This window comes from Daquilactobacillus linshuiensis, assembly GCF_052828685.1.
On record NZ_CM128255.1, the window covers coordinates 73,256 to 96,895 of the forward strand.

General features: G+C 31.0%; 30 protein-coding genes. 20 read left to right on the forward strand and 10 right to left on the reverse strand.

The features are described 5' to 3' along the window. Window positions 1-8: 8 nt before the first annotated feature. Window positions 9-851, reverse strand: a complete 843-nt coding sequence (locus ACUV9F_RS00375; RefSeq protein ID WP_446183715.1) for a DegV family protein — start codon at window positions 849-851, stop codon at window positions 9-11. A gap of 128 nt (window positions 852-979) precedes the next feature. Between ACUV9F_RS00375 and ACUV9F_RS00380 the strand changes: the two genes are divergently transcribed. The 4 genes from ACUV9F_RS00380 to ACUV9F_RS00395 all read left to right on the forward strand — a co-directional run bounded on the left by ACUV9F_RS00380 (window position 980) and on the right by ACUV9F_RS00395 (window position 3,056). Next, window positions 980-1,483, forward strand: coding sequence for a DUF1836 domain-containing protein (locus ACUV9F_RS00380; RefSeq protein WP_446183716.1), 504 nt, complete (start codon window positions 980-982; stop codon window positions 1,481-1,483). A 74-nt stretch (window positions 1,484-1,557) separates the two neighbouring features. After that, complete coding sequence (locus ACUV9F_RS00385) at window positions 1,558-2,118, forward strand: NAD(P)H-binding protein (RefSeq protein ID WP_446183717.1); 561 nt, start codon at window positions 1,558-1,560, stop codon at window positions 2,116-2,118. 77 nt (window positions 2,119-2,195) lie between these two features. After that, complete coding sequence (locus ACUV9F_RS00390; RefSeq protein ID WP_446183718.1) at window positions 2,196-2,390, forward strand: hypothetical protein; 195 nt, start codon at window positions 2,196-2,198, stop codon at window positions 2,388-2,390. A gap of 27 nt (window positions 2,391-2,417) precedes the next feature. Then, window positions 2,418-3,056, forward strand: a complete 639-nt coding sequence (locus tag ACUV9F_RS00395) for an MmcQ/YjbR family DNA-binding protein (RefSeq protein WP_446183719.1) — start codon at window positions 2,418-2,420, stop codon at window positions 3,054-3,056. 6 nt (window positions 3,057-3,062) lie between these two features. Here ACUV9F_RS00395 and ACUV9F_RS00400 read toward each other — a convergent pair whose 3' ends face one another. The 4 genes from ACUV9F_RS00400 to ACUV9F_RS00415 all read right to left on the reverse strand — a co-directional run bounded on the left by ACUV9F_RS00400 (window position 3,063) and on the right by ACUV9F_RS00415 (window position 5,702). Beyond that, window positions 3,063-3,191, reverse strand: a complete 129-nt coding sequence (locus tag ACUV9F_RS00400; protein ID WP_446183720.1) for a hypothetical protein — start codon at window positions 3,189-3,191, stop codon at window positions 3,063-3,065. Further along, window positions 3,191-3,589 carry a YxeA family protein gene (locus ACUV9F_RS00405; RefSeq protein WP_446183721.1) on the reverse strand — a complete coding sequence of 133 codons (399 nt, stop codon included), beginning with the start codon at window positions 3,587-3,589 and terminating at the stop codon, window positions 3,191-3,193. The genes ACUV9F_RS00400 and ACUV9F_RS00405 overlap by 1 nt, the downstream gene beginning before the upstream one ends. Before the next feature lie 136 nt (window positions 3,590-3,725). Then, window positions 3,726-4,721, reverse strand: a complete 996-nt coding sequence (locus ACUV9F_RS00410; RefSeq protein ID WP_446184371.1) for a D-2-hydroxyacid dehydrogenase — start codon at window positions 4,719-4,721, stop codon at window positions 3,726-3,728. Between the two features lie 57 nt (window positions 4,722-4,778). Next, the gene (locus tag ACUV9F_RS00415) at window positions 4,779-5,702 is read right to left on the reverse strand and encodes a DMT family transporter (RefSeq protein ID WP_446183722.1); all 924 of its coding nucleotides are present in this window, start codon (window positions 5,700-5,702) and stop codon (window positions 4,779-4,781) included. Between the two features lie 373 nt (window positions 5,703-6,075). On the opposite strand from ACUV9F_RS00415, the gene ACUV9F_RS00420 reads away from it, so the two are divergent. The 3 genes from ACUV9F_RS00420 to ACUV9F_RS00430 all read left to right on the forward strand — a co-directional run bounded on the left by ACUV9F_RS00420 (window position 6,076) and on the right by ACUV9F_RS00430 (window position 8,111). Continuing rightward, complete coding sequence (locus ACUV9F_RS00420) at window positions 6,076-6,393, forward strand: LPXTG cell wall anchor domain-containing protein (protein WP_446183723.1); 318 nt, start codon at window positions 6,076-6,078, stop codon at window positions 6,391-6,393. Window positions 6,394-6,416: 23 nt separating this feature from the next. Next, window positions 6,417-7,064 carry a WxL domain-containing protein gene (locus ACUV9F_RS00425; RefSeq protein ID WP_446183724.1) on the forward strand — a complete coding sequence of 216 codons (648 nt, stop codon included), beginning with the start codon at window positions 6,417-6,419 and terminating at the stop codon, window positions 7,062-7,064. 141 nt (window positions 7,065-7,205) lie between these two features. Beyond that, the gene (locus tag ACUV9F_RS00430) at window positions 7,206-8,111 is read left to right on the forward strand and encodes an MFS transporter (RefSeq protein ID WP_446183725.1); all 906 of its coding nucleotides are present in this window, start codon (window positions 7,206-7,208) and stop codon (window positions 8,109-8,111) included. 21 nt (window positions 8,112-8,132) lie between these two features. Here the strand turns inward: ACUV9F_RS00430 and ACUV9F_RS00435 are convergent, their stop codons facing one another. Beyond that, entirely contained in the window at window positions 8,133-9,038 is a 906-nt protein-coding gene (locus ACUV9F_RS00435) for a proline-specific peptidase family protein (protein ID WP_446183726.1), read from the reverse strand. A 113-nt stretch (window positions 9,039-9,151) separates the two neighbouring features. Between ACUV9F_RS00435 and ACUV9F_RS00440 the strand changes: the two genes are divergently transcribed. The 3 genes from ACUV9F_RS00440 to helD are packed head-to-tail and all read left to right on the forward strand — an operon-like array spanning window position 9,152 to window position 12,232. Next, window positions 9,152-9,529, forward strand: coding sequence for a fluoride efflux transporter FluC (locus ACUV9F_RS00440; protein WP_446183727.1), 378 nt, complete (start codon window positions 9,152-9,154; stop codon window positions 9,527-9,529). Further along, on the forward strand, window positions 9,526-9,888 hold the full coding sequence (locus tag ACUV9F_RS00445) for a fluoride efflux transporter FluC (protein WP_446183728.1): 363 nt from the start codon (window positions 9,526-9,528) through the stop codon (window positions 9,886-9,888). The genes ACUV9F_RS00440 and ACUV9F_RS00445 overlap by 4 nt, the downstream gene beginning before the upstream one ends. Window positions 9,889-9,934: 46 nt before the next feature. After that, window positions 9,935-12,232: an RNA polymerase recycling motor HelD gene (gene helD / locus ACUV9F_RS00450; RefSeq protein ID WP_446183729.1), complete on the forward strand. Its 2,298-nt coding sequence runs from the start codon at window positions 9,935-9,937 to the stop codon at window positions 12,230-12,232. Window positions 12,233-12,265: 33 nt separating this feature from the next. Here helD and ACUV9F_RS00455 read toward each other — a convergent pair whose 3' ends face one another. Continuing rightward, entirely contained in the window at window positions 12,266-12,793 is a 528-nt protein-coding gene (locus ACUV9F_RS00455) for a PadR family transcriptional regulator (protein ID WP_446183730.1), read from the reverse strand. A 93-nt stretch (window positions 12,794-12,886) separates the two neighbouring features. On the opposite strand from ACUV9F_RS00455, the gene ACUV9F_RS00460 reads away from it, so the two are divergent. Both ACUV9F_RS00460 and ACUV9F_RS00465 read left to right on the forward strand, forming a co-directional pair. Continuing rightward, window positions 12,887-13,423, forward strand: coding sequence for a phenolic acid decarboxylase (locus ACUV9F_RS00460; RefSeq protein WP_446183731.1), 537 nt, complete (start codon window positions 12,887-12,889; stop codon window positions 13,421-13,423). Window positions 13,424-13,645: 222 nt separating this feature from the next. After that, entirely contained in the window at window positions 13,646-14,317 is a 672-nt protein-coding gene (locus ACUV9F_RS00465) for a Fic family protein (protein ID WP_446183732.1), read from the forward strand. Window positions 14,318-14,433: 116 nt separating this feature from the next. Here the strand turns inward: ACUV9F_RS00465 and ACUV9F_RS00470 are convergent, their stop codons facing one another. Together ACUV9F_RS00470 and ACUV9F_RS00475 are read right to left on the reverse strand one after the other, a co-directional pair. Further along, complete coding sequence (locus ACUV9F_RS00470; RefSeq protein WP_446183733.1) at window positions 14,434-14,934, reverse strand: DUF805 domain-containing protein; 501 nt, start codon at window positions 14,932-14,934, stop codon at window positions 14,434-14,436. Beyond that, window positions 14,934-15,509: an SGNH/GDSL hydrolase family protein gene (locus ACUV9F_RS00475; RefSeq protein ID WP_446183734.1), complete on the reverse strand. Its 576-nt coding sequence runs from the start codon at window positions 15,507-15,509 to the stop codon at window positions 14,934-14,936. Before ACUV9F_RS00475 ends, ACUV9F_RS00470 begins: the two co-directional genes overlap by 1 nt. Window positions 15,510-15,574: 65 nt before the next feature. Between ACUV9F_RS00475 and ACUV9F_RS00480 the strand changes: the two genes are divergently transcribed. From ACUV9F_RS00480 to guaA, 4 genes are all read left to right on the forward strand, one after another. Continuing rightward, on the forward strand, window positions 15,575-16,087 hold the full coding sequence (locus ACUV9F_RS00480) for a GNAT family N-acetyltransferase (protein ID WP_446183735.1): 513 nt from the start codon (window positions 15,575-15,577) through the stop codon (window positions 16,085-16,087). 10 nt (window positions 16,088-16,097) lie between these two features. Next, window positions 16,098-17,024 (forward strand): type I pantothenate kinase, encoded by a 927-nt coding sequence (coaA, locus tag ACUV9F_RS00485; protein ID WP_446183736.1) that lies wholly within the window; start codon window positions 16,098-16,100, stop codon window positions 17,022-17,024. Window positions 17,025-17,251: 227 nt separating this feature from the next. Beyond that, a complete protein-coding gene (locus ACUV9F_RS00490; RefSeq protein ID WP_446183737.1) occupies window positions 17,252-18,151 on the forward strand; it encodes a DUF5105 domain-containing protein in 900 nt (299 codons plus the stop codon). Window positions 18,152-18,252: 101 nt separating this feature from the next. Further along, window positions 18,253-19,800: a glutamine-hydrolyzing GMP synthase gene (gene guaA / locus ACUV9F_RS00495; RefSeq protein WP_446183738.1), complete on the forward strand. Its 1,548-nt coding sequence runs from the start codon at window positions 18,253-18,255 to the stop codon at window positions 19,798-19,800. A gap of 168 nt (window positions 19,801-19,968) precedes the next feature. Here the strand turns inward: guaA and ACUV9F_RS00500 are convergent, their stop codons facing one another. Then, the gene (locus ACUV9F_RS00500) at window positions 19,969-20,307 is read right to left on the reverse strand and encodes a helix-turn-helix domain-containing protein (RefSeq protein ID WP_446183739.1); all 339 of its coding nucleotides are present in this window, start codon (window positions 20,305-20,307) and stop codon (window positions 19,969-19,971) included. A 168-nt stretch (window positions 20,308-20,475) separates the two neighbouring features. On the opposite strand from ACUV9F_RS00500, the gene ACUV9F_RS00505 reads away from it, so the two are divergent. The 4 genes from ACUV9F_RS00505 to ACUV9F_RS00520 all read left to right on the forward strand — a co-directional run bounded on the left by ACUV9F_RS00505 (window position 20,476) and on the right by ACUV9F_RS00520 (window position 23,610). Further along, on the forward strand, window positions 20,476-21,543 hold the full coding sequence (locus ACUV9F_RS00505; RefSeq protein ID WP_446183740.1) for a LysM peptidoglycan-binding domain-containing protein: 1,068 nt from the start codon (window positions 20,476-20,478) through the stop codon (window positions 21,541-21,543). A 77-nt stretch (window positions 21,544-21,620) separates the two neighbouring features. After that, a complete protein-coding gene (locus tag ACUV9F_RS00510) occupies window positions 21,621-22,202 on the forward strand; it encodes a hypothetical protein (protein WP_446183741.1) in 582 nt (193 codons plus the stop codon). A 14-nt stretch (window positions 22,203-22,216) separates the two neighbouring features. Then, a complete protein-coding gene (locus ACUV9F_RS00515; protein ID WP_446183742.1) occupies window positions 22,217-23,227 on the forward strand; it encodes a DUF6287 domain-containing protein in 1,011 nt (336 codons plus the stop codon). Window positions 23,228-23,247: 20 nt separating this feature from the next. After that, entirely contained in the window at window positions 23,248-23,610 is a 363-nt protein-coding gene (locus ACUV9F_RS00520; RefSeq protein WP_446183743.1) for a hypothetical protein, read from the forward strand. The last annotated feature ends 30 nt before the right edge of the window (window positions 23,611-23,640 follow it).

Genomic DNA, 23,640 nt, shown 5'->3' on the forward strand with positions numbered 1-23,640 from the left:
GACTAATATTATTGTTTGCTAAATATGAATGCAAAAGTGCCAAGACCAACATGATTCATAATTATAGGACTTGTTAGTAAGTCTTTAAAAATCACTTGTGGATGATCTTTTAGAACTTGCTGTTTTATTAATTCAATATCTTCTTCATTAATGCCAACGTGTATCAAAGAAAAAGTTTTTAATTCTTCGTTCTTTAAATCATCTAGTAGGTCACTAACAGATTTAGAGATGAATTTTTTACCGTGCCCTTTAGTCACCAGTTTTAAATTATTATCTTCGAGTTTGAGTAAAACTTTTATTTTTAAAAATTTTGAAATTAATCCAGAAGTCTTACTTATTCTCCCACCACGTTGAAGAGCATCTAAGGAATTAAAAAAAATAAAAGTGTCTTTTTTTGTCTTTGAGGATTCCAAAGCTGAAATTATTTCCTCAGTATTTTCACCTTGACTTATCAATTCGGCTGCTAACAATACTTGTTCTCCTAAAGCGCGATCCATTAACTTACTATCTATAACGGTTACTTTTTTATCACAAAGACTAGCTGCGCTAAAGGCACCATCAACTGTGCCACTAAGTAAATTAGTTAGATGGATTGATATTATTTCATCTTCTGGATTTCCTAAACTTTCGTATAATTCAGCAAAATCTCCAACGGCTGGCTGACTGGTTGTTGAAGAAAATGCCTTGTCAGATTTAATTTGATTTAAAAAATCATTACTAGAAATGTCTATACCGTCTTTTAAAGAAGTTTTGCCGTTATTTATAATTAGTGGAATGACGTGAATACTATATTTTTTTATTTCTTCTTGTGTTAGCTGTGCTGTAGAATCAGTTACTAAATGAATTGTCATAGTATTAACCTCTTATAATAAAATGTAAATTGATTATACAATAAATAAATATCGAGTCAATAACATTTAGAATTGAATTTTACTTAAAATAAAGTTAAAATTTGTATTGTTAGTAAGGAGTAGAAATTATGAATAATAAAGAATTTAATGTATGGTTAAAAGAATTTGGCGAAAATCGTTTACCAAAATGGTCAGAATTACCTGATTTAGAGTTATATATGGATCAAGTGACACTCGAGATTGAAAAAAATGTGTCATTTATTCTTGAAAAACCAATTACAAAATCAATGATTAATAGTTATGTAAAAATGCAAGTGATAGATAAACCTGAGAAGAAAAAATATAGTAAAAAACATCTTGCTTCAATTATTGTGGTTAGCATAATGAAACAGGTATTTTCACTGGATGTTATTAAAAAAGGCATTAATAGAGTATTTGAATTGGATAATCCAGAAATTGGGTATGATAATTTTGTTTCTTTGTTCAATAAGGAAATGGAAATATTAGATGGGAAAAATTCAATTAGCAATCTTACAATGAATGAAGATCAATTAAAAATCGCTCAGGTTGTTGCAATTAGATCAGTAATTTACAAAGAGATAGCTAATAAAGTTTCAGAATTTAACAATTAATAAATTTATGAGAACCTTTCTTTGCATTATTTAATAATAACTACTATGTTAGATGTGTATTGGAGGTAAGTATTATGAAAAAAATATTAGTATTAGGAGCAAATGGTAAGATTGCTAGATTAGCAGAGCAAGAATTTTTAGAAAGAACAGATTTTAGTCTTACACTATTTTTGAGAAATTCTCAGCGACTTAACAATATGTTATCGAATAGAGTTACTTTATTTGAAGGAGATGCATCTTCAAAAGATGATTTAAGAAAAGTAATGGAAGAAAATAACGTAAAAAGACTAATCTGGATTTCCACGTTAGGAATCTATGATGAAGTTCCGGGTAAGTTTGGTGAATGGAACAATGCAACACTCGGTAGTTATATTACTAACTATAGATCTGCAGCAGATGTTGTCGAAAATTCTGGACTTGATTATACTGTTATCCGTCCTGCTTGGTTGACTAATAATGATGAAATTGAGTATGAAATAACAACAAAAAATGAGAAATTTAAGGGAACAGAAGTCTCAAGAAGAAGTATTGCAGATATTGTAGTTAAAATATCTCAAGATGAATCTTTCTATAATAAGGAATCTATTGGTGTTAATAAACCTAATACAGATGGAGATAAACCTTCTTGGTATTAATTTGCAACAAAATCTTGAATATTTAGTGATTTTCTCTTAAAATATAGAAGATAGTGAAATAGGGAGGAGGGAATCACATGACAAGAAATTTACATACAGGTATTAGTGGCCGCCGCCGCCCTAAGAAAAATGGTTTAGACCGTGTTAAGCATGCTGCAGATGTATTAGCTTTTCTAAAAGGACGTGAAGACAATGTTGCCACAGCACCTAAGAAATCAACTGCAAAGAAAACTACAACAAAAAAGACTACAAAAAAAGCTGAAGATAAGTAATCTTCAGCTTTTTATTTTAGGAAAATTATGAAAAAAGTTAATTTTGATAAACTATTGAAATATGGATTTAAAAAAACAGACGAAAAATATATTTATAAAATAAATATTTTTGATAACCAATTTGAATTGACAATAAATATTAATGATAAAGGTGATATCAAAACAAGAATGATAGACAATACTACTCAAGAAGAGTATGTTCTTCATCTAGATGAGAGTATCCAAGGAGAGTTCGTAGGTCAAGTTAGAAGTGATTATGAGAAAGTCATTGAAGATATAGAAGACAAATGTTTTGATAAGGAAGTTTTTCAAAGCAATCAAACGAAGCAAATTATTGATTACATAACTAAGAAATATAATGATGAGATAGAATTCTTGTGGGAAAAATTTCCTAATAATGCTATTTTTAGAAGAAAAGATACCAAAAAATGGTATGCCGGAATATTAACTGTAAAACCTGAAAAAATAGGATTAAAAGGGACTCAGCCATTAGAAGTTATAGATCTGCATGTTGAAAATATTGAGGTTATCGATAATCAAAAAATATTTCCAGGATATCATATGAATAAAAAACACTGGATTTCAATTGTTCTTGATGAAAGATCAGATAATCAAGAAATCATTAAATTTATTACTAAGAGTTATGAATTAGCAAATAAAAAATAAGCAATTTTAAAATTGCTTATTTTTTATTTTATTTAAGATAACTACTGCTTGACCTTTAAAGTAATAAGCACAAGTAAGAATTAGTGCAAGAACAGTCATGAAGGCTAGAGATATAATTGATAATATTTTATCCATTATTTTGCCGCCTCCTGACTTTTAAATTTGTCTTGGACTTTGCTAGGCATATCCTTAATGAAAGTTTCATTATAAGTTTGGGTCGAAGTTCCTTTGGCACTAAGTTTCAAATAATGATCTTGTTTTAGTTTACCCATACCGACGAATTTAACCTTTATAGCTGACCCATCTTTTTTGTAGCCTGTTAAAGTATATACGTAGTTACCATATCCATCTTCATCAGCACCTTTAGTATTATCTATTTTCACATAGACGGGTTGTTCTTTTAAAAATGGATTTGCTTGATTTATTGTCATAGAAATATCATCTGATTTATCTTTACAATATATTGTCGCAAATCCAACGACTATTCCAAAAAATAATACGATACCAATGATAATTTCGATAGTTCTTTTCATTCTAATGATTCTCCTTGTTTGTTTATGAAATAATCATAACCAAAACAAAGAATTACAGACATCGAATATACTTACAACTATCTTACAAAATTGTAAGAAAAAAGAGCTGCGACTTCTGTCACAGTTCGTATCCCTTTTATTTAACCAATGTATCAGGTTCTTCACCATTAATTAATTTTATGTTTGATTCAATTGAGACTGTTACCATGTTATGTACTGCCATGTCTGTGTAAAATGCTGTATGCGGAGTCACAATAACATTATCACGATCCATCAAGTTTTTTAGACGTTTGTCAGGGAATTCTTTTCCTTCCCAATCAGCATTGAATACTCCAACTTCATCTTCGTAAACATCTAGTCCAGCACCACTGATTTTTTTGCTATCAAGACCAGTAATTAACGCATCAGTATCAACTAATGAACCACGGGCAACGTTTATAATAACAACGTCATCTTTCATTTTGCTGATAGATTCTTCATTAATCATATGAATGTTGTCAGCAACTGCAGGCACGTGCAAAGTAATGATGTCTGACTGTGCATACAATTCATCTAGTGTATCAACATAGAGTCCCATTTTTTCTAATTCAGGATTTTTAAAAATATCATAGGCAATAACTTTAGCTCCAAATCCCTTCATTATATTGATAACAACTCTACCAATATGACCTGTACCAATAACGCCTACTGTTTGATTACGAATTTCACGCCCAATTTCTGGAGCCCAACGTAGATCACCACGAGCGATTTTCTTGTCATATTCAGGAACGCGTCTTAAAATACGTCCCATTAAAAATGTTGCATGCTCAGCAATAGCATTTGGCGAATAGACAGGAACATTAGTAATCTTCATACCATTTTGTTTTACTAAGTCTAAGTTTATGTTGTCTACACCAACATTTCTAAGTGAAATATTTTTAACACCTAATTCATTTAGTCTATTAACAGCTTTATCAGTATATGGTTGTTGCTGGAACAACACTACACCATCATATCCGGATGCTTTTTCAACCGTATCTTCAGTAAATAATTCAGTTGTTTGATCCACTTGAATATCAGGATGCTTTTGTATCCAATCATTTAAAACAGGTAATTCATCTTGTCTAACAGAATAAACCAAAATTTTCATAATAAAAAACCTCCCTTTTTACATAAGTGTAAATCAAGGAGGTTAGCTAAGCAATAATATTTATTCGTTATATCTATTTAAAATATAAATAGCGACGATAACGATTAAAGAACCAATAATTTCTATAAAAGAAAAACTTGAACCAAGGAAGAAAATGCTTAGTATGAAAGTTATGATAGGCTGAACTGCATCGGTGATTCCAACAATGGTTGAGGTTGTGTACTGTAAACTCATAACCATAATTAAAAATGCAGCCACAGTACCAATTAAAATAACAGTTCCAACACCAAGGATTGATCCAGTATCTAGTTTAGGAGGATTGATCCAAAAAGGATGGTATATATTAAATAAAATACCACTAACAAAAAATCCCCATCCAGTAACAACAAGAGGTGAAAATTCACTAATAAGCTGTTTTGGAATTACGATATATAAGGCTGCAGTAACACCAGAAAAAATTCCCCAAATCAATGAATCCAAAGGAATGCTTAAATGATTAATATTTCCCTTAGTGATAAGTAATAAAATACCAAATAAGGCTAAGAAAAATGTGATTACATCAACTTTTGTAGGCTTTTGTCTTAAAAATATAATACTACCTAATACGATGAACAATGGACTTAAGTATTGAAGGATAGTTGCCGAAGCGGCATTACCGTGTTGAATACTTAAGAAAAAAGTATACATATTACCAATTAGTCCAAATAAAGAAAATGAAACTAATAAAAGTATGTTTTTCCAACTTTTAAATATATCAAATATTTTAGATTTTTTACCTTTAGGCATTGTTATTAAGGCAACTAGTAAAATCAATGTTCCAGCTGTAATGGTTCTAACGCCAATAAACCATTCGGCAGGAATTGCTTTATCTTTTGAGACGAATTGCAATACAGTACCAGAAACACCCCAAAGAGATGAGGCAATTAGTGCCAAAAGAAAACCTTTGGTGTGAAGTTTTCTAAGAGTTTGTTTTTCCTTCTCCATAGCTTAGATACTTCCTTTCAAATTTTAATACTATTAATCTATTATACTTTAATTTATTAAAATTGGTTTAATTATTTGTGAGTACAAAAAATATATTTCACAATATATAAATTTCTCTTCCTATTATATATACAAATTTATAAAAGGAATACTAAACGAAATTATGAGCAAAGTGTAAAAACATTTTCTTATGTGATTATAAATATAAATAAGTAAAATATAATTATTTTGATTACAAGAAAAAATAGTTGTAATATTCTTGGGAATATATTACTACGTGAATTAAGAATTGTTAACGCCGTAACATATTTACCGTGCGCAAGTTTTTGGGGGTAGGTACTTACCTACATAAGATATATGGGGAGGAAACAAAATGACAGGCAATATTAAAAAATGTTTTATTATTGTATTTTTGTTTACAAGTATTGTGCTTATTCAACCTAATTTAGTAAAAGCTGATTCAGTTGGAAATAGTGATGCAACAGTTGAATTTTATGGTAAACCAGATTCAAAACCTGGCAATAATGGTACAAACTCAGTTACAACACAGACTGCTTCAAATATAAGCGGTTCGCAATTACCACTAACTGGTGAGTCTAATAGTTTATCGAGCTTAAGCACAATAATAGGTTTTACAATGTTATTGGGAATAACATTTTTACTATATAAGAAAAGAAATAAAAATATATAGTAGTTTTTTAGGGGATGGGGAATATGAAAAAAAACATGATTTTATCATTATTAGTACTATCATCGATGGGTATGCTAATAACTAACAAAGTAAATGCAGAAGATAAAACAACTCAAGCGGATGTCAACGTAAAAGCTGATCCAAATGGAACTTTAAAAATTAATGACGTAACACCAACAATTAGTTTTAATGATTTAGTACTTGATACAAGTAAGCAAACAACGACAACATACCAAAAAACAGACGATTTCAGAACAAGTATTATTGATACTCGAGGTAGTGGCGCTGGTTGGAATTTAACGGTTAAATACGTAAATTCTGATGGAAGTGCTATTAGTTCTGCGGATCAAGCGTGGAAAGAAACTACCAAGAATAATTTTATGAAAGGTGCACAACTTCAATTTAATTTTAAGAATGCCGCCTTTACACACGATAATGGATCCGATTTTAAACCAGAAGAACAACCAACTTTAAACGGATCAAGTATTACAGTATCAGAAACAGACATACCATATTTAACTGCTAAAGAAGGTGCTGGATTAGGCGAGTGGACAGCCACTTTACCTAATAGTGCACAAGACGTTTCACTATCAGCTCCTTCAGCAACAACGTTAGCAGGAAGTTACTCGGCTAACTTAATGTGGACGTTGAACAATGCACCAACAGCTTAATGGGGAATGGGGGGATTGCATTATGAAAAAAAGTATTAAAGTAACAACTTCAGTACTAACAGCACTGATTACTAGCTCTATGGTCGCACCGGTATTTGCTGCTGGTCAAAGTGCTGGATCGACTTAATAGGTAACATTTTTTTGTTTATAGCGACTAATTTTTATATGTTATTACTTGCAAGATTTATTCAAGCATTTGGCGCAAGTGTTGGTTCAGTCGTTACACAAACAATCATGCGTGAGTCCTTTGAAGGCAAACGTGGTGTAAAAGTTTTTTCTATTGTTGGAGCGGCAATGTCGCTTTCTCCTGCAATAGGTCCTTTAATTGGAGGCATAGCTCAAACTTATTTTGGTTATAAAAGTGTTTTTTCAATATTGATTGGTATGTCAATTCTTGTTTTGTTATATTCTTATTTCAGACTTCCTGAAACAAGAATAGTGCAAGTACAAAACAAGGAAGTGTCTTATATCAAAGTAACAAAAAGATTATTAAAAGATCCCAAAATACTAACTTATGGATTGTTAATTGGTGGTATAAATGGAGTGTTATTTAGCTACTATGCAGAAGCTCCATTTATATTCATTAATCATTTTAATATGAGTGCAGCAATATATGGTACTTTGGGAATGATATTAGCGATTTCTAGTATAGTAGGTGCGATGATATCCAGTTATTTAGTTAATAAAAAATCGTCTGAACAAGTTATTTATATAGGACTAATTGTTAGTGTTATATTTGCAACGTTATTTATTGTAAGTTCACTAATTAATGTATTATGGTTAATATTAATGACGATATTTGGGATGTTTTTGGGTTTAAATATTGCTTTACCAAATGTTTTGAACATCGCATTAATTGGTTATGAAGACGATATTGGAACTGCTAGTGGTATTTTTAGTTTTGGTTACTATATAGTGGTTAGTTTGTTTACATATTTAATGAGTGTTTTCCATGATGGAACAATATTGAGTCTGCCTATTTATGTATTTGTTATTATAGTTATAATGCTAACAAATTATAAATTGGTAGTAAAAATAAAGGATTGAGCAAGAGCTCAATCCTTTTTATTAGTCATTAAAATTGTTAGATTCCACATCTTTTATGAATTGTTTTAAGTTTTTGAAATAAACAGGAGCATTATCAATCATATGATGATGTCCGCCGTTTGGTGTAGTTACAAGTCTTGCGTGTGGTATTTTTTCAGCCATTATTTTAGCTGTTGAAATTGGCATTGTTTCATGTTCGCCAAATGTTATTAAAGTTGGTACGTTGATATTTTTTAGATGTTCTCTAAAATGCCAGTCTTTTAATTTTCCAGTAACAACAAATTCGTTGTCTCCTTGAAATACGTTATAAACATCAGTTGCCATTGTAGATACTAAGTGTTGAATTGCTAGAGGTTGTTTTCTGTCTACATATTCAGCATTCAAAATATCAACATAGCTTTGATAAGTAGTATCATCTAAAGTGTTTTTTGCTTCTATTTCTTCCATGTACTTAACTTTTTCTGGTCCTAAAGCATCCATTCTGCATTTGTTGATGTTTGTAACATACTCGTCAATTTCATCGACCATACTTGATATGATGGCACCTTTTAAATGGTCACCATATTTTTCTGCATACATTTGAACTAGTGCGCCACCCCATGATTGTCCAATCAAATAAAAATTATCTAGTCCAAGTTTTTGACGAACTTCTTCAATTTCGTCCAAATAATAATCGTAAGTTAAATATTTGTCGGCAATTTCAGGGTCAGAGTAGTCTGGTTGATCAGAATAAAAAGAACCTAATTGATCATACATTGATACTTGCACTCCTAAATCAGCAAGTTCATCACCAAAATTTTCCCAATATTCATGCGTTCCACCAGGGCCACCGTGTAAACATAATAATTGAATATCACCTTTACCAACAGTCCTAGTCCAAAGATGGTATCCATTATCCAATGTAATAATTGTTGTTCCTTGTTTCATAATTACACCTCCATTTTTGTTTAATTGTATACCTTTTAATAAAAAATGCATGTGTTTTTTAAATAAAGTATACTAATTAAATTAGTAATAAAAAGTATTTATGTGAGGGTAGCATGACAGTTTTTGCAATAGCAATCTTTGGTGGTTTTGGCGGAATTTGCCGATATTTATTAGGACTAAGTATTCCGAGTTTTATGGGAGTACCAGTTGCTACATTAATTATTAATAGTTTAGGTAGTTTTTTATTACCAATTTGGAATAATTATTTTGGTCTAAAATTCAAAAATATTTGGACTTTAGCAATTGGGACAGGATTCATAGGTTCTTTTACAACTTTTTCAGGTTTAATGTTAGATATTTTAAAGATGTATCTAACTAATAATTATTCTGGAATGATTTTGTACACTATTTGTTCAATTATTTTAGGTTTCTTCGCGGCAATTTTAGGCATGAAATGTGCAACTTCATTAAGTAAGGAGCCAATAAAATGAAAATATTAACAGTGATTTTTTTAGGTACCGCTATAGGGGCAATTGGTCGTTATTTATTAACAAAACATGTAAATTTTTTTAATTATAATTACAAAATAGGTGCTACATTTTTAATTAATGTTTTAGGCAGCTTATTGTTAGGAATGTTTTATAAAACTTATGGGTCCAATTCCTTATTGTATCTATTGTTAGGTACAGGATTTTGTGGAGGATTTACTACTTTTTCGACATTCAATTCTGAATTAATTGGACTAATGTATGAACGTAAGTTTTTTGTTTTTAGCATGTATGCATTTTTCAGTTACATGACTGGAATAGCCGCTGTTTTTATTGAATACTTGTTTGCGTTTTCATCTTAGAAATGATATGATTATATATCGTATTTTTAATTAGTGGGGAGTTATCGTGACTGAAGACAGCCAAAAGCAATTAGAGCAGAAACGCCTTGATGAAGTCGTTTCTAAAATAAAGATTAGTCAAAATCGTATGGAAGAAAATATCCAACGTGCTAAAGAAGATATTGAAGGAATCAACGATACTTTTCATGATGATGTCCATGTCGGATTAGGCGACGATTACATATCGATGGATTCGGCTTTATCAATTCATCAGCAACAGCAAATGTTAAATGAACGTAACAATAGTTGGCAACAATCAAAACAAAGACTTGGTGTTTTAAAAAGACTAGAAAAAACACCTTATTTTGCCCGCTTAGATTTTGAAGAGTCGGGTGAGGGAAGAAAAGAAACTGTTTATATTGGAATGAGTTCTTTTACTGATATAGATAATCAAGATAATTTCTTGATTTATGATTGGCGAGCACCCATTTCATCTATTTACTATGATGGTAATTTAGGTCAAGTTGAGTATGATACGCCTGATGGGAAACAAAACGTTGATTTATTTTTGAAGCGACAGTTTTTGATCGAAAATGGAAAAATCAAAAATTATTTTGATACTCAAGAAACAATCGGAGATCAAATGCTGTTAGAAGTTTTAGATGATAAATCTTCAACTCATATGAAAAGCATTGTAACTACTATTCAACGTGAACAAAATAAGATTATTAGAGATACAGATTCTCATTTATTATTTGTTCAAGGAGCAGCAGGATCAGGAAAAACTTCAGCAATACTTCAAAGAGTTGCGTTTTTATTATATAGATATCGAAAAAACTTAAATTCAAGTCAAGTCGTTATGTTTTCACCTAATCAACTATTTAATGACTATATTGAAGATGTTTTGCCCGAAATGGGTGAACAAAATATGGTTCAGATGACTTATTTACAATATGTCGCACGCCGTTTACCTAACGTAACAGTTGAAAACTTGAATCAACAGTTTGTTGATAATGACAATCAATCAAAGAAAAAAATAAATCAATTCGTATCTGATATTAGATTTTTTAATTTAATTACTAAGTATAGTGAGTTACTTGGAAAATCAGGAGTTAGTTTCAGAGATATCAAGCGTGATGGACAAGTAGTAATTACCAAAGAAAAAATTGAAGAAATTTATTATAGTTTTGGTGATCAATACAAGTTGAGTAATCGACTTGATGCAACAAGAGAAAGATTATTAAAGATTTTGAATACAAAAATCGGTTCAGAAATGCGGTCTAAATGGGTATCAGAAGCAATTGAAAGTTTAAGTAAAGAAGAGTTACAAACCCTATATGCAACAGCAGACCAAGAATTTAAATCAAATGATTCAGAGCAGAAATTTTTAGCAAGAAAAATAGTTACATATGCATATAAAAATGTGCGAAAAAAAGTATTACGAAATAGATTTTTCAATATTTCAAATAACTATATTAATTTTTTAAATATGGTTCCTAAACTAGTTGATTTATCAAAATATGATATTTCGAATATGGAATGGCAAGAATTTGTATCTGACTTTAATGAGAATCTAAGAAACAAAAAAATGTCAATAGCCAATATCACTCCATATCTTTATCTATATGACTTATTACTTGGAAAACATGGAGATTTAGATATGAGATTTGTATTTATTGATGAGATACAAGACTATACTCCGTTTCAATTGGCATATCTGAAATTCAATTTTCCAAGAGCAAGATATACTATGCTTGGAGATTTGAATCAGTCAATTTTTACTAAGAATAATAGTCAAAGCCTATTATCTCAAGTTCAAAAAATGTTTAAATCTGAATCTACCAAAGTTGTGCAATTAACACATTCATACAGATCGACTCGACAAATTACTGAATTTACCCGAGCACTTTTGACAAATGGTCAAAAAATTGAACCATTTAATCGACAAGGTGATTTGCCAAACGTTATTGTGGATGTAGATGAAAGAAACGCACTTAATTCAGTAATAAAACAATTGCATAAAAATGATGAACAAAATGATACAACTGCAATAATTGCTAAAAACTTAGAGGATAGTGTCTCTTTAACAGAAAAATTGCAAAAAATGGGTGAAAAAGTCACGCTCATAAAATCAGAGAATCAAAGACTCGCAGAAGGAAACCTTGTAATTCCTTCGTACCTTGCAAAAGGATTGGAATTTGATGCAGTAGTTGTTTGGGATGCTTCAAAAGACAAATTTACTGAAGACGAACAACAATTAATATATACAATTACTTCAAGAGCAATGCATAAGTTGACAATATCAGCAATTGGAGAATTAAATCAATTAGTTAAAAGAGTACCAGAAGAATTTTATGAGATGTAAGAACGGAAAAAACACACCAAGAAGTGTGTTTTTTTATATTTCCCCAAGCCAGTCAATATAATCTTTTTCACGGCTAATAGCTTTTTTTAGTATTAGGTAATGTCCATAAGCGTTATTTATATCTTCTTTGTCACTGAATAGAATAGTTTCTCTTTCATTAAGGTGATTAAGTTTATCAATATGGAGTTTTAACTGGTTTTCTACCATTGTTTTTATATGGGGATCGGATTTATCTTCAATGAAGTATAGTTTCAAAGTGAACTCATCTTTGTGCGGATTTATATCTGTTGATTCAAGAAATTGCCACTTTAAAAAATAATCTTTTCCTGCAGTGGTTATATAATATTTTTTTGTTTCCATCTTTGTTCCAACAATCTCTATTTCATGATGGATTAATTTTTTTTGTTCAAGTTTTTTAAGTTCTGGATATATTTGGCTGTGCTTTGCTTGCCAAAATTCGCCAATATCATTTTCAAACGATTGTTTAAGTTCGTAACCTGTTTTGGGATGTTGCTTTAGAAGTCCTAAAATAATATATTGAAGAATATTTTTTTGTGCCATTGTTTACTCCTTGACTTTTAATCATGTAAATATTAACATAATCAAGTTAAATAAAATATGTAATTAATTACATGATTTTAATGGAGGAATATTATGGAAAAGAAATTTGAAACTTTAGAAGATTTTTTAGGAACTCATTTTATCTACACTTATGATAATGGATGGGAATATGAGTGGTATGCAAAAAATGATCATACAGTAGACTATAGAATTCATGGTGGAATGGTTGCTGGAAGATGGGTTACTGACCAAGAAGCCGATATTATAATGTTAACACCTGGTGTATATAAAATAACTTGGACTGAACCAACAGGTACAGACGTTGCGCTTGATTTTATGCCAAATGAGAAAAAATTACACGGAACGATTTTCTTTCCTAAGTGGGTTGAAGAACATCCCGAAATCACTGTTACTTATCAAAATGACCACATTGATTTGATGGAAGAATCCCGTGAGAAGTACGAAACTTATCCAAAACTAGTCGTACCTGAATTCGCCAACATAACATATATGGGTGATGCTGGGCAAAATAATGAAGATGTAATTTCTGAAGAACCCTACGATGGAATTGTAGATGATATTAGAAATGGTAAGTATTTTGATTCAGAGTATAAAAGAACAAATAAATAAAAAAAACGTTTTTATTCAACACATTTTATTAGTCAGTTAATTTTGTTTAAAGAATGGTCCATAATCATAAATTTGATTATGGGCTTATTTATGTTTAATTGCTAAACGACTTCTGCCACAGTTTGTTTTTGCAAAATATATTAAAAATAAGATACATGGTATTATTAATGTAATAAAAGATTGTTATTAAACGTAGCGTTGAAATTAGAGTGAGGGAAAATGATGGATTTAAAAGATAAATATGAAATGACCCCAGAGCAAAATAAACGATTTGCTAGGTCTAACTTTACCAAACTAGTACACACGAATTCACGTTTTGAAGGAGTTAATACAACTCTTCCTCAAACACAAACTATAATGGATGGCTTGGGAGTCTCAGGTGTTTCTACAGATGATATTGAAACTATTGTAAATTTGAAACGTGGTTGGCAATATGTTACTGAAAGTAAAGAACCATTTACTATCGAATTTCAAAAAAATATAAATAAAATTGTAGCCGCAAGAGATTCACTTGATCCTGGGCAATTTAGATCCGAGGATGCAGAGGGTGGAGTTAATATTGGATCTGATGATTTTACCCCACCTCCATTTAATGAAGAAAAAGAGAAAAACTATTTTGATAAGTTAATGCTTTCTGATATTTCAACCACAGAAAAGGCATTGACACTTATGTATCATAATATGAGGGGACAATTATTTTGGGATGGAAACAAAAGGACTGCCACCCTTGCAGCAAATAAAATTATGATTGATGGTGGTGCTGGTTTAATAAATGTTCCACTAAATAAATGGGAAGAATGGAATACAAAGATTACAGAATTTTATAAATCTGGAAATATGGAAAATATAAAAAAATGGACTTATGAGTATGGTATACAAGGAATAAATCTTTAAACCAATATTTAATCTTAATGTTAGTTTTTTTAAAACTAAAATTATTAAAAAGGATACAAATTTCAGTTTCTTACCGAAGTTTGTATCCTAAAAAAATTAATATTTTATTTGTTTAATTATTTTTTATACAATTGATTTCGCATTATAGATCTTCTTTGTAAATACTTCTTTGAATTGTCAGAGCTTCTTTTTATTGTTTTATTAGAGGATGTTTCTTGACGATTGTTATTATTTTTACTTGGCATACACATAAAAATAAAATTGATAATAAAGCCAATTGTTGAAAATATTAATAGTGCTGTAAACCATCCACTCATATTTATATCTTTATATCGTCTGATAGTGATTGTAATGTATGGAATTTTTAATAATAAATATAAAGTTATTATCATTGATAACATAAAAAAAGAAAATGTCGTGATCAATAAATTACTATCCATAATAAGAAAACTACCAATTAATGGCAAAACTGCAAAGCTAGCCATTATGAATAAGAATATTTTGATGAGTAAGTAACCTAAGTAAAACCACCAATAATCAGCTCTACCGGTTGATTCGTTAATAGTAAATGATTTTTTAAAAGCTAGTTTTGTTGAATTTATTAGTCCAGGTTTCATTATTTAATTCCATTTCTATCTAATACTATTTTTAATTTTGCGACTAGTTCTTTTTCTAACATATCATATGCTTCGTCTGTGAAATGTAGTCCATCTGGTTGTAATAAAGAATTAGGATTTTCATTTTCTCGCATTTTAGACATTATATCTACATAAGGGATGTTATTTTTTTGCGCAATATGCTCAACAGCTAACTGAAATTGAATTTGGCGAGGCCAAGAACGATGAAGCTGACGCTTATAATCAATATATGGAGGAGAAACCAAAACTATTTTATCAGCTCCAACGCTTTCTATTATATAATCTAAGTTTGCAGTGAAATATCCCGGTTTCATTTCGTTTATGGTTGATACATCATTTGCACCAAAAAAAATAACCACTGCGTCTGCGTCTAATTTAGCCACATCTCTATCTACATGTGTTATAGCATCACTAGTTTTGTGGCCAGGAATTGAAACGTTAATTACTTCAGAATTTGGAAAATTATTTTTAATACGGTCAGTAAAAATATCTGATGTTTTTCCATGAAAAGATCCAGCAAGAATTGAATCTCCGAATAAAACTATTTTTGTCATATGTGCACCTTTATTGCTTTTTTCTATTATAATAAGAATAACATTTATTAAAGTGAGAAGAAATTATGATTATTAAAATGACACAAATTGATGAATATGTTCAGACTCAAGAGTTAGTAAAATCTGCGTTTGAAAATGCTGAGCATTCTGGTGATGAGTACATTTTAATACAAAATCTTAGGAAAGAAACTAACTATATACCAGAGCTTGATTTAGTTGCCGTAGAGAATAAAGAGATTATAGGTCACGTTATGTTAACGCCGATTAAGATAGGTACATACAAAAAGGGCCTTTGTTTAGCACCTTTAAGTGTAAAATCTAGTTTTCAAAAAAGAGGAATTGGTAAAGAACTAATAAATTATTCAGAAAATAAAGCTTTAAAGCTCGGATATACTGCAATACATATACTAGGAGATCCCAAATTTTATGGTAAGTTTGGATATGAACCGGCGAGCAAGTTTAACATAAGGCCTAGTTATTCAGTTAATGAAAAATATTTTATGATAAAAGAACTTAAGAAAAATGCTCTGCAAAATATTAGTGGAGAAATTGAGTATCAAAAATCTTTTGGGATTTAGGTAAATAATTATGGATGAATTGATGAACTATGATGAGTTTAGTCGCCAAGAATGGCAAAAGTTTCATGGTGAAAAATCACCAGTTGCAATTACTGATGCAGAATTAGAAAAATTAAAATCATTAGATGATGAAATCTCAATAGATGATGTGCGTGTAGTTTATGCTCCAATTAGGCATTTATTGCACATTTTTATGCATAGATTTAAAGATTTACAAAAATCTAAAGCACATTTTTTAAATAGAAAAGTTGAAAAGATTCCATTTATTATTGGAATATCCGGAAGTGTTGCGGTAGGCAAGAGTACTACGGCAAGACTTTTAAAGTTAATGCTTCAAAAAGCCTATCCACAATATAAAGTTGAACAGATTACAACTGATGGATTTTTGTATCCCAATAAAATTCTCGAAGAAAAGCAAATACTAGATAAAAAAGGTTTTCCAGAAAGCTACGATATGCCTAAACTTTTAAAATTCTTAGATGATACTAAAGCAAATTTAGGACCTGTCAAGTATCCAAAATATTCTCATCAAATATACGACGTTGTCGAAAATGAACATTATCAAATTAATCAACCAGATATATTGATAATGGAAGGAATTAATACTTTGCAGTTGCCTGACAATCAAAGAATATATGTAAGTGATTTTTTTGATTTTTCAATATATATCGATGCAAAAAGTAGCGATATCAAGAATTGGTACTTACATAGGTTTGAAACATTGCTTGATTCGGCATTTACAGACGAATCTAGCTATTATCATAAATGGGCAATGGGAAGTAGGCAAGAAGCTCTAAAATTAGGAAGTGAGACCTGGGAAAAGGTCAATTATAAGAATCTAGTTGAATTTATTGAACCAACTAAGAATAGGGCGGATTTAATAATACATAAGTCAAGTGATCACCAAATAGATAAAATATACCTAAAGAAATATTAAATAATGAAATTATGTGCAACGTCTACTGTTGGGGTTGCATATTTTTTTTGTTTTTTTTATATGATATATTGATTCAGCATAACAATATTTAATTTAAGGGGGAAATTATGAAAAAGAAGTTTTTATTAGGTTTATTACTATTACCATTATTGTTGTTGGTAGTGGCTTGTTCCAAACAAAGTGACGGAAGTAAGTCAGTATCTGGATAAAATGTTACGATAAAGAATTTGTCAGGTAAGTTTACAGTTGCCGATGATAAAGATGCTTTGGGGTTAAAAATAAAAATATCAAACGATAATTACAAAGATAGTATTACGGCGATGGCTAGTGATTTTGTCTTAGTAGATAAAGATGGTAATAAGGTAAAAGGCTTTTCTTCATATGAAGATGGAGATTTAGACGATTCTAAGTTAGAAAAAGGTGACAAATCGCAAGGATATGTTTACTTTAAAGCTAAGAAAAACACAAAATATACTTTGAAATACACATCATATGATGATGAAGTAAAAGCTAATACAATTAACATTGATACTAAGAAATATAAAGATGGATCCAAAGGACCTCAAGCAGCAGTGCAAGCCTTTGTTAATACCATTTATTTAAACAAAGATGACAAAAATTATGATAAATATGTTGCTAATGATAAAGATGATGAAAAGAATAATTTTTCAGATATTATGAAAGACGAATTAAAAGAACAAGTATTTTCTGGCGACACGGGAGATATAAGTGATGAAACAAATAAAAAAGTTGCTGATGCAGTTCAAAAATTCAATTTGGATCACGGAACAATAGATACAAAAATAAAAAAAATTAGTGACAACGAAGCAGAAGTAGAAGTCAAAACAAATACTATTAACTTAGAATCTGTTGGTGACAAGATTAATGATTTAGAACAGAAGAAATTTGATGATGCATTAGATTCTGATTCAGATGTTGGTAATACAGATAAAGAAGCAAATGACGAAGTTGCTAATAACATATCAAGTTATTTAAAAACTACAGATATGAAGAAAGAAACAGATATGACTGTTAAACTTACAAAAGATGGCAACAAGTGGAAAGTTGATACTGATGATGATATGTATGAAGACTTTGCAAAAGCATTTACAGGTTATGTGATTTAATATAAAAATTGTTTTCTGAAAAACACTGGTGCGTACCTATGTACACATTGGTGTTTTTTATGTACAATTATATAAATATAAATTTAGACGAGGTGAATGTGGTGGCAGATCAAGTTAATGCTGATAGTATTATTGTTCTAGACTATGGTAGTCAATATAATCAATTGATTACTCGTAGAATTCGTGAGTTGGGTATTTATTCAGTTCTTCTTCCTAACACAACAAGTGCAGAAGAAATCAAAAAAATGGCACCTAAAGGAATTATTCTTTCAGGTGGACCAATGAGTGTTTATGATGACGGTGCATTTACTATTGACCAAGAGATTTTTGAATTGGGAATTCCAATTTTAGGAATTTGTTACGGTATGCAATTAATAAGTTTCAAGAATGGTGGCAATGTAGAAGCTTCTAACGAACGTGAATACGGTAAAGCTGAAATCACAATCACTGACAAAGACACAGACTTATTTAAAGGACTTCCAGAAAAACAAACAGTATGGATGAGTCATGGAGACAAAGTTACAGCAATTCCTGAAGGATTTGTGACAGTAGCAGAAAGTGATAATACACCATTTACAGCAATTGAAAATCGTGAGAAAAAAATCTATGGAATTCAATTCCATACAGAAGTAAGAAATACAGAATATGGAATGGAAATACTAAAGAACTTTGCATATAACGTGTGCCAAGCATCTGATAATTGGACAATGGATGATTTCATTGAAATGCAAATAAAAAAAATCAGAGAGAAAGTTGGCGATAAAAAAGTTCTTCTAGGACTTTCAGGCGGAGTTGACTCATCAGTCGTAGGTGTATTATTACATCAAGCAATAGGAGACCAATTAGTAAGCATCTTTGTTGACCATGGATTGCTTCGTAAGGGTGAAGTAGAACAAGTAATGGATAGTCTAGGTGGTAAATTTGGACTAAATATTATTCAAGTAGATGCTAAGAAACGTTTCTTAGATAAGCTTTCAGGAGTATCAGATCCAGAAAGAAAACGTAAGATTATCGGAAATGAATTCATTCAAGTGTTCGATGAAGAAGCAACTAAGTTGAACGGAATTGATTTCTTAGCACAAGGTACTTTGTACACTGACATTATCGAAAGTGGAACAAGTACAGCAACAACAATTAAGTCACATCATAATGTTGGTGGACTTCCAGAAGATATGCAATTTAGTTTGATTGAACCTTTGAATACATTATTCAAAGACGAAGTAAGAGAATTAGGTGAAAAATTGGGAATGCCACATGAATTAGTATGGCGTCAACCATTCCCAGGACCAGGATTAGGAATTCGAGTACTTGGTGAAGTAACTGAAGATAAACTAAAAATAGTTCGTGATAGTGATTATATTCTAAGAGAAGAATTCGCTAAAGCAGGATTAGATAAAGAAGTATGGCAATATTTCACAGTGTTGCCAGGGATTCGTTCAGTAGGTGTTATGGGTGATGGAAGAACCTATGACTATACGGTTGGAATTCGTGCGGTAAATTCTGTAGATGGAATGACGGCAGATTTCACAAAATTACCTTGGGATGTATTACAACAAGTTTCAGTAAGAATTGTAAATGAAGTGGATCACGTTAACCGTATAGTTTACGATATTACAAGTAAGCCACCAGCAACAGTTGAGTGGGAATAGACTATAAATGTGACTTATCAGGATTTATGTGGATTTAATAGCAGTATAAGTGAGTTTTCATAACCTAAAATTAGTCAGATTTATAAAATTGGTCGCCAGAAATGTCGCCAAGAATATAAAAAATGCCTTAAGTAGCAATAGCTACCTAGGGCATTTTTTTATAGAGGATTAATCTTTATTTATTTCGTTAGATTTTTTAAGTATGTTCAAAAAGTTTTTTGAAATTTCTTCTCGTGTCTCTAAAGGTAAAGCCTTTAAATATTTAAATAATTCGGGAGTATTTATTTCCGAAGGGTCAAAAAGATTATTTTCGTCAAAAATATCGGTGATTTTTAAGTCTAATGCATCACAAAGTTTTAAAAACTTATCCAAGCTAATGTTTGGAATTACATTACGTTCGAATTTTGAGAGAAAACTCTCACTTAAATCAGCTTTTTCAGCAGCCTTAGGTATGGACAACTTCAAGGCAATTCTACGTTCTCTAATAATTTTTGAAATGTCGGGCATAAACTTTGCTCCAATTCGATTAAGGTTATTATCTAATCTTAATCTGTATTGAATAGAGGCTAAAGAGAACAAAATGCTTTGTTTTTAAAAAACAATGGAATATAATGCTTGTTTTGTGTTAAAATACAGTAGTTCTTATATACGTATAATTAAATTATGGAGGGAATTATGCTTACAAGAAAGCAAATTAGAAAAATGAAACACAATAATAAGGCAAAAAAGGCCATCACTACTAGTGCTTTGGCTTTAGGGGTAGGACTTGGCTTAACAGCTATAAGTTCTAATAAAGTAGATGCTGCAACATGGACAGCTAATTCTGTGGAATCAATTCAATCAGCACTAAAAACGAGTGGAACAACTCCTTACACAATTAAATGGGGAGATACACTTTCAACAATTGCAGAAGCTGCAAACAAAAATGGTATCAATACTTCAGTAGCACGTTTAACTGAAATCAACAAAATAGCCAATGCAGATTTAATCTATGCAGGAAACAAGTTGTGGTTTAATGCGTCAAACGAAACTGTAACAGGTAAGGATACAAATGGTAATAACCATACTTATAATTTGAATCCTAACAAGCCAGTGACTGACAACAACTCAGGAACAAAGACACCTGCTAAACCGGCCACACCAACTTCTCCAAAGAACAATGGTTCAACTGGAAATAATACTGGTTCAAACAACGGTAATAACAATGGTAAAGTAACACCTCCAAATAATGGTGGATCAAACAACAATGGTGGTGGTTCAAACACTAATCCAGGCGGAAATGATAACGGCAATAATGGTGGAAACGTAACTCCTCCAGATAATGGTGGCGACAATAACAATGGTGGAAATACAAATCCTCCAACAAACAATATTTACACACCAAACGCTGAAGCCATTAAAGCTGATTTTATGAGTTTAGTTAATATGTCAGCTAATGGCAAATATTGGGGTATCCCAACGGGCAAAGCTCCTTCAGGTGCTGACTGGACTTTCACTTCACAACATCTAAGTGCTTCTGGCAATATGGATGAATACACCTCAGATATGGGTGTGGCAAAAGAATTGTATTCAACATTTATACAAGACAACTTAACAGACCCTTCTTATGTTTCTGCCTATATTTCTAATCTCACAGTAACGGGTTCTGTTGATAAGACAACTCACAAAGGTATGATTACTGTAAGTGATATGACAATCCAATGGTATGGCGACCCATTCTATGGTTTGGATGTTAATAACTAAATATAATAAATTCTAAACGGACACTTACTCACATGTGAGTGAGTGTCTTTTTATGAGTAGAATTAGGAGAAAATAAAATGACTAAAGAAGAATTACTAAATTATCTACACGAAAAAAGAAGCCAAACTGTTGGGGTAGCAAATGCTCAACAAAATTTAAATATTGCTGAAAGAAAACTTACAAAAGGTAAAAGGAAATTTCATAGAACTATTATTACTTTATGGATACTTGCAGGTATATATTTGTTAACTGATATTAAACAATATGCGTGGGTTTTTGCAATACCAGCTTTGATATTAATGGCAATTAAATATTTCTTCTATATTATGCCAGCTAACGAATTAGTTGGAAAAAAGAAAGAAGAATTACAAGTTGAGATTGATAATCCTGTATACCAAAATGGCTCAAAAGGTTTTCCAGAGAAATTTTACAACTATACAGACGCTTACCGACTTTATAAATTAGTTGAAGAAAATCGTGCTCGCGATTTACAAGAGGCATTTAATCTATTAGAAACACAGCACTTCCAAGAAGACCAAATGTCTATTCAAGAAGAAATTAAAGCTATGCAACAAGATATTGCGGATAATACTAAGTCAGCAGCTACTAGTGCTGGTATTGCAGCCGCTGCTTCAACTTTTAATGCACTTCGCAAGTAATAGGAGAATTAAAGATGAAAAAAATTTCCTATACAATAGTGGGTTTTATGTCTGTTTTACTACTAACAGCTTGTAGTAATTTGGATAAACCAACTGCAAAACATAGTAGTGATTCTAGAAGCGAAAAAGTCGTTTCTCATAAAAAGAATAATGTTAAACATTCTGAATTAACTATGAACGTTGATCAAATTCAAAAGGGAAATTATAAGAGCATTGTTGGTGACTGGAAAGAAGTTGCGGTCTCTGTGAACCATTTAGATGGAAAAGGGAGTGTGTGGCAAGCTCCTAGTCCAGAGGATAGTATTGCTATTACAGCTGACAAAGTTACAAATAATTCAGCTCAATTAGTTGGTTCTACCATGAGTGATAGTGAAAATAATAGTTCGAATGCTAGATTTAATATGAAAAATGGTCATTTAAATGTAGTTGGAACACTAGGTGCTCATGAGTATTCTATTGATTTCTATCCTAAAAATGTTTCTTTAGATGATATGGATGGTATGAAACAAGGACTTCCATCCACTATTGATGGAACAAAAGAACATATAACTTTTTGGGTAGGGGATCAACCTTACTTGCAAGTATATGAGAGACAGCCTAAAGGATCTGTTAATAAGGATAAAAGTTCTTCAAAAATGAATTTAACACAAATTCAATCTGATAATTATGAAAGTTTAGTTGGTACTTGGACTAATCCGGCAGATGGAAAATCTATGAATATCACTAATAAGATAATGAATAGACCTGCTGGTTTAAATATATCTGTCAACAAAGGTGCCATAATTTCCGGTACTGAAGAAGATGGAGTTCCTGAAGTCATTGCTAAGGGTGATATGACTGAAAATGGTGCAATGCTGGGAACTATTGGTAGATTCCAAGAAGGAATGTCACAAATGAGCCCGTTATTATTTATTCCTAAAGGAACAAAGGCCGGATCAGTTGATGATTCGGATATGAGTAAAGATCGTATAATTCTTGGCGGGGGTCAAAGTGGATTTGCAGACCAAGCATATTATAGAAATTAATTTTAATGAGGAATATATAAATGAAAGAAATTATTAATAAACACAAATCAATAGTAATTGGGGTGGCAGTTATATTACTAATTATTATTGGTTTTGTATGGCACAACTATAATGCAAGTCGTCTGGAAGGTTCTTACACAGGAAAAGTCACAGTTCTTTTCACGTCAACAAAAGATACTATGACTTTTTCAAAAGATAAGACTTTTAAAGACGGTAGCAATAAAGGGACTTACGAAATTGATAAAGATGAATTGAAAATGAAATTCAAAGATGGTACGCGAATTAATGCAGACTTATCTAAAGACAGAAAATCATTTGAAATTACATCAGCCAGTGGATTAGTCGACATGGCCAGTGGAACCAAGTATATAAAGAATAAATAATAAAAAATCAGTCTAATTATTAGACTGATT

Coding starts and splice junctions, on each gene's coding strand:
- ACUV9F_RS00375 (WP_446183715.1), bottom strand. CDS start 851: ATGACAATTCATTTAGTAACTGATTCTACAGCACAGCTAACACAAGAA.
- ACUV9F_RS00380 (WP_446183716.1), top strand. CDS start 980: ATGAATAATAAAGAATTTAATGTATGGTTAAAAGAATTTGGCGAAAAT.
- ACUV9F_RS00385 (WP_446183717.1), top strand. CDS start 1,558: ATGAAAAAAATATTAGTATTAGGAGCAAATGGTAAGATTGCTAGATTA.
- ACUV9F_RS00390 (WP_446183718.1), top strand. CDS start 2,196: ATGACAAGAAATTTACATACAGGTATTAGTGGCCGCCGCCGCCCTAAG.
- ACUV9F_RS00395 (WP_446183719.1), top strand. CDS start 2,418: ATGAAAAAAGTTAATTTTGATAAACTATTGAAATATGGATTTAAAAAA.
- ACUV9F_RS00400 (WP_446183720.1), bottom strand. CDS start 3,191: ATGGATAAAATATTATCAATTATATCTCTAGCCTTCATGACTGTTCTT.
- ACUV9F_RS00405 (WP_446183721.1), bottom strand. CDS start 3,589: ATGAAAAGAACTATCGAAATTATCATTGGTATCGTATTATTTTTTGGA.
- ACUV9F_RS00415 (WP_446183722.1), bottom strand. CDS start 5,702: ATGGAGAAGGAAAAACAAACTCTTAGAAAACTTCACACCAAAGGTTTT.
- ACUV9F_RS00420 (WP_446183723.1), top strand. CDS start 6,076: ATGACAGGCAATATTAAAAAATGTTTTATTATTGTATTTTTGTTTACA.
- ACUV9F_RS00425 (WP_446183724.1), top strand. CDS start 6,417: ATGAAAAAAAACATGATTTTATCATTATTAGTACTATCATCGATGGGT.
- ACUV9F_RS00435 (WP_446183726.1), bottom strand. CDS start 9,038: ATGAAACAAGGAACAACAATTATTACATTGGATAATGGATACCATCTT.
- ACUV9F_RS00440 (WP_446183727.1), top strand. CDS start 9,152: ATGACAGTTTTTGCAATAGCAATCTTTGGTGGTTTTGGCGGAATTTGC.
- ACUV9F_RS00445 (WP_446183728.1), top strand. CDS start 9,526: ATGAAAATATTAACAGTGATTTTTTTAGGTACCGCTATAGGGGCAATT.
- ACUV9F_RS00455 (WP_446183730.1), bottom strand. CDS start 12,793: ATGGCACAAAAAAATATTCTTCAATATATTATTTTAGGACTTCTAAAG.
- ACUV9F_RS00460 (WP_446183731.1), top strand. CDS start 12,887: ATGGAAAAGAAATTTGAAACTTTAGAAGATTTTTTAGGAACTCATTTT.
- ACUV9F_RS00465 (WP_446183732.1), top strand. CDS start 13,646: ATGGATTTAAAAGATAAATATGAAATGACCCCAGAGCAAAATAAACGA.
- ACUV9F_RS00470 (WP_446183733.1), bottom strand. CDS start 14,934: ATGAAACCTGGACTAATAAATTCAACAAAACTAGCTTTTAAAAAATCA.
- ACUV9F_RS00475 (WP_446183734.1), bottom strand. CDS start 15,509: ATGACAAAAATAGTTTTATTCGGAGATTCAATTCTTGCTGGATCTTTT.
- ACUV9F_RS00480 (WP_446183735.1), top strand. CDS start 15,575: ATGATTATTAAAATGACACAAATTGATGAATATGTTCAGACTCAAGAG.
- coaA (WP_446183736.1), top strand. CDS start 16,098: ATGGATGAATTGATGAACTATGATGAGTTTAGTCGCCAAGAATGGCAA.
- ACUV9F_RS00500 (WP_446183739.1), bottom strand. CDS start 20,307: ATGCCCGACATTTCAAAAATTATTAGAGAACGTAGAATTGCCTTGAAG.
- ACUV9F_RS00505 (WP_446183740.1), top strand. CDS start 20,476: ATGCTTACAAGAAAGCAAATTAGAAAAATGAAACACAATAATAAGGCA.
- ACUV9F_RS00510 (WP_446183741.1), top strand. CDS start 21,621: ATGACTAAAGAAGAATTACTAAATTATCTACACGAAAAAAGAAGCCAA.
- ACUV9F_RS00515 (WP_446183742.1), top strand. CDS start 22,217: ATGAAAAAAATTTCCTATACAATAGTGGGTTTTATGTCTGTTTTACTA.
- ACUV9F_RS00520 (WP_446183743.1), top strand. CDS start 23,248: ATGAAAGAAATTATTAATAAACACAAATCAATAGTAATTGGGGTGGCA.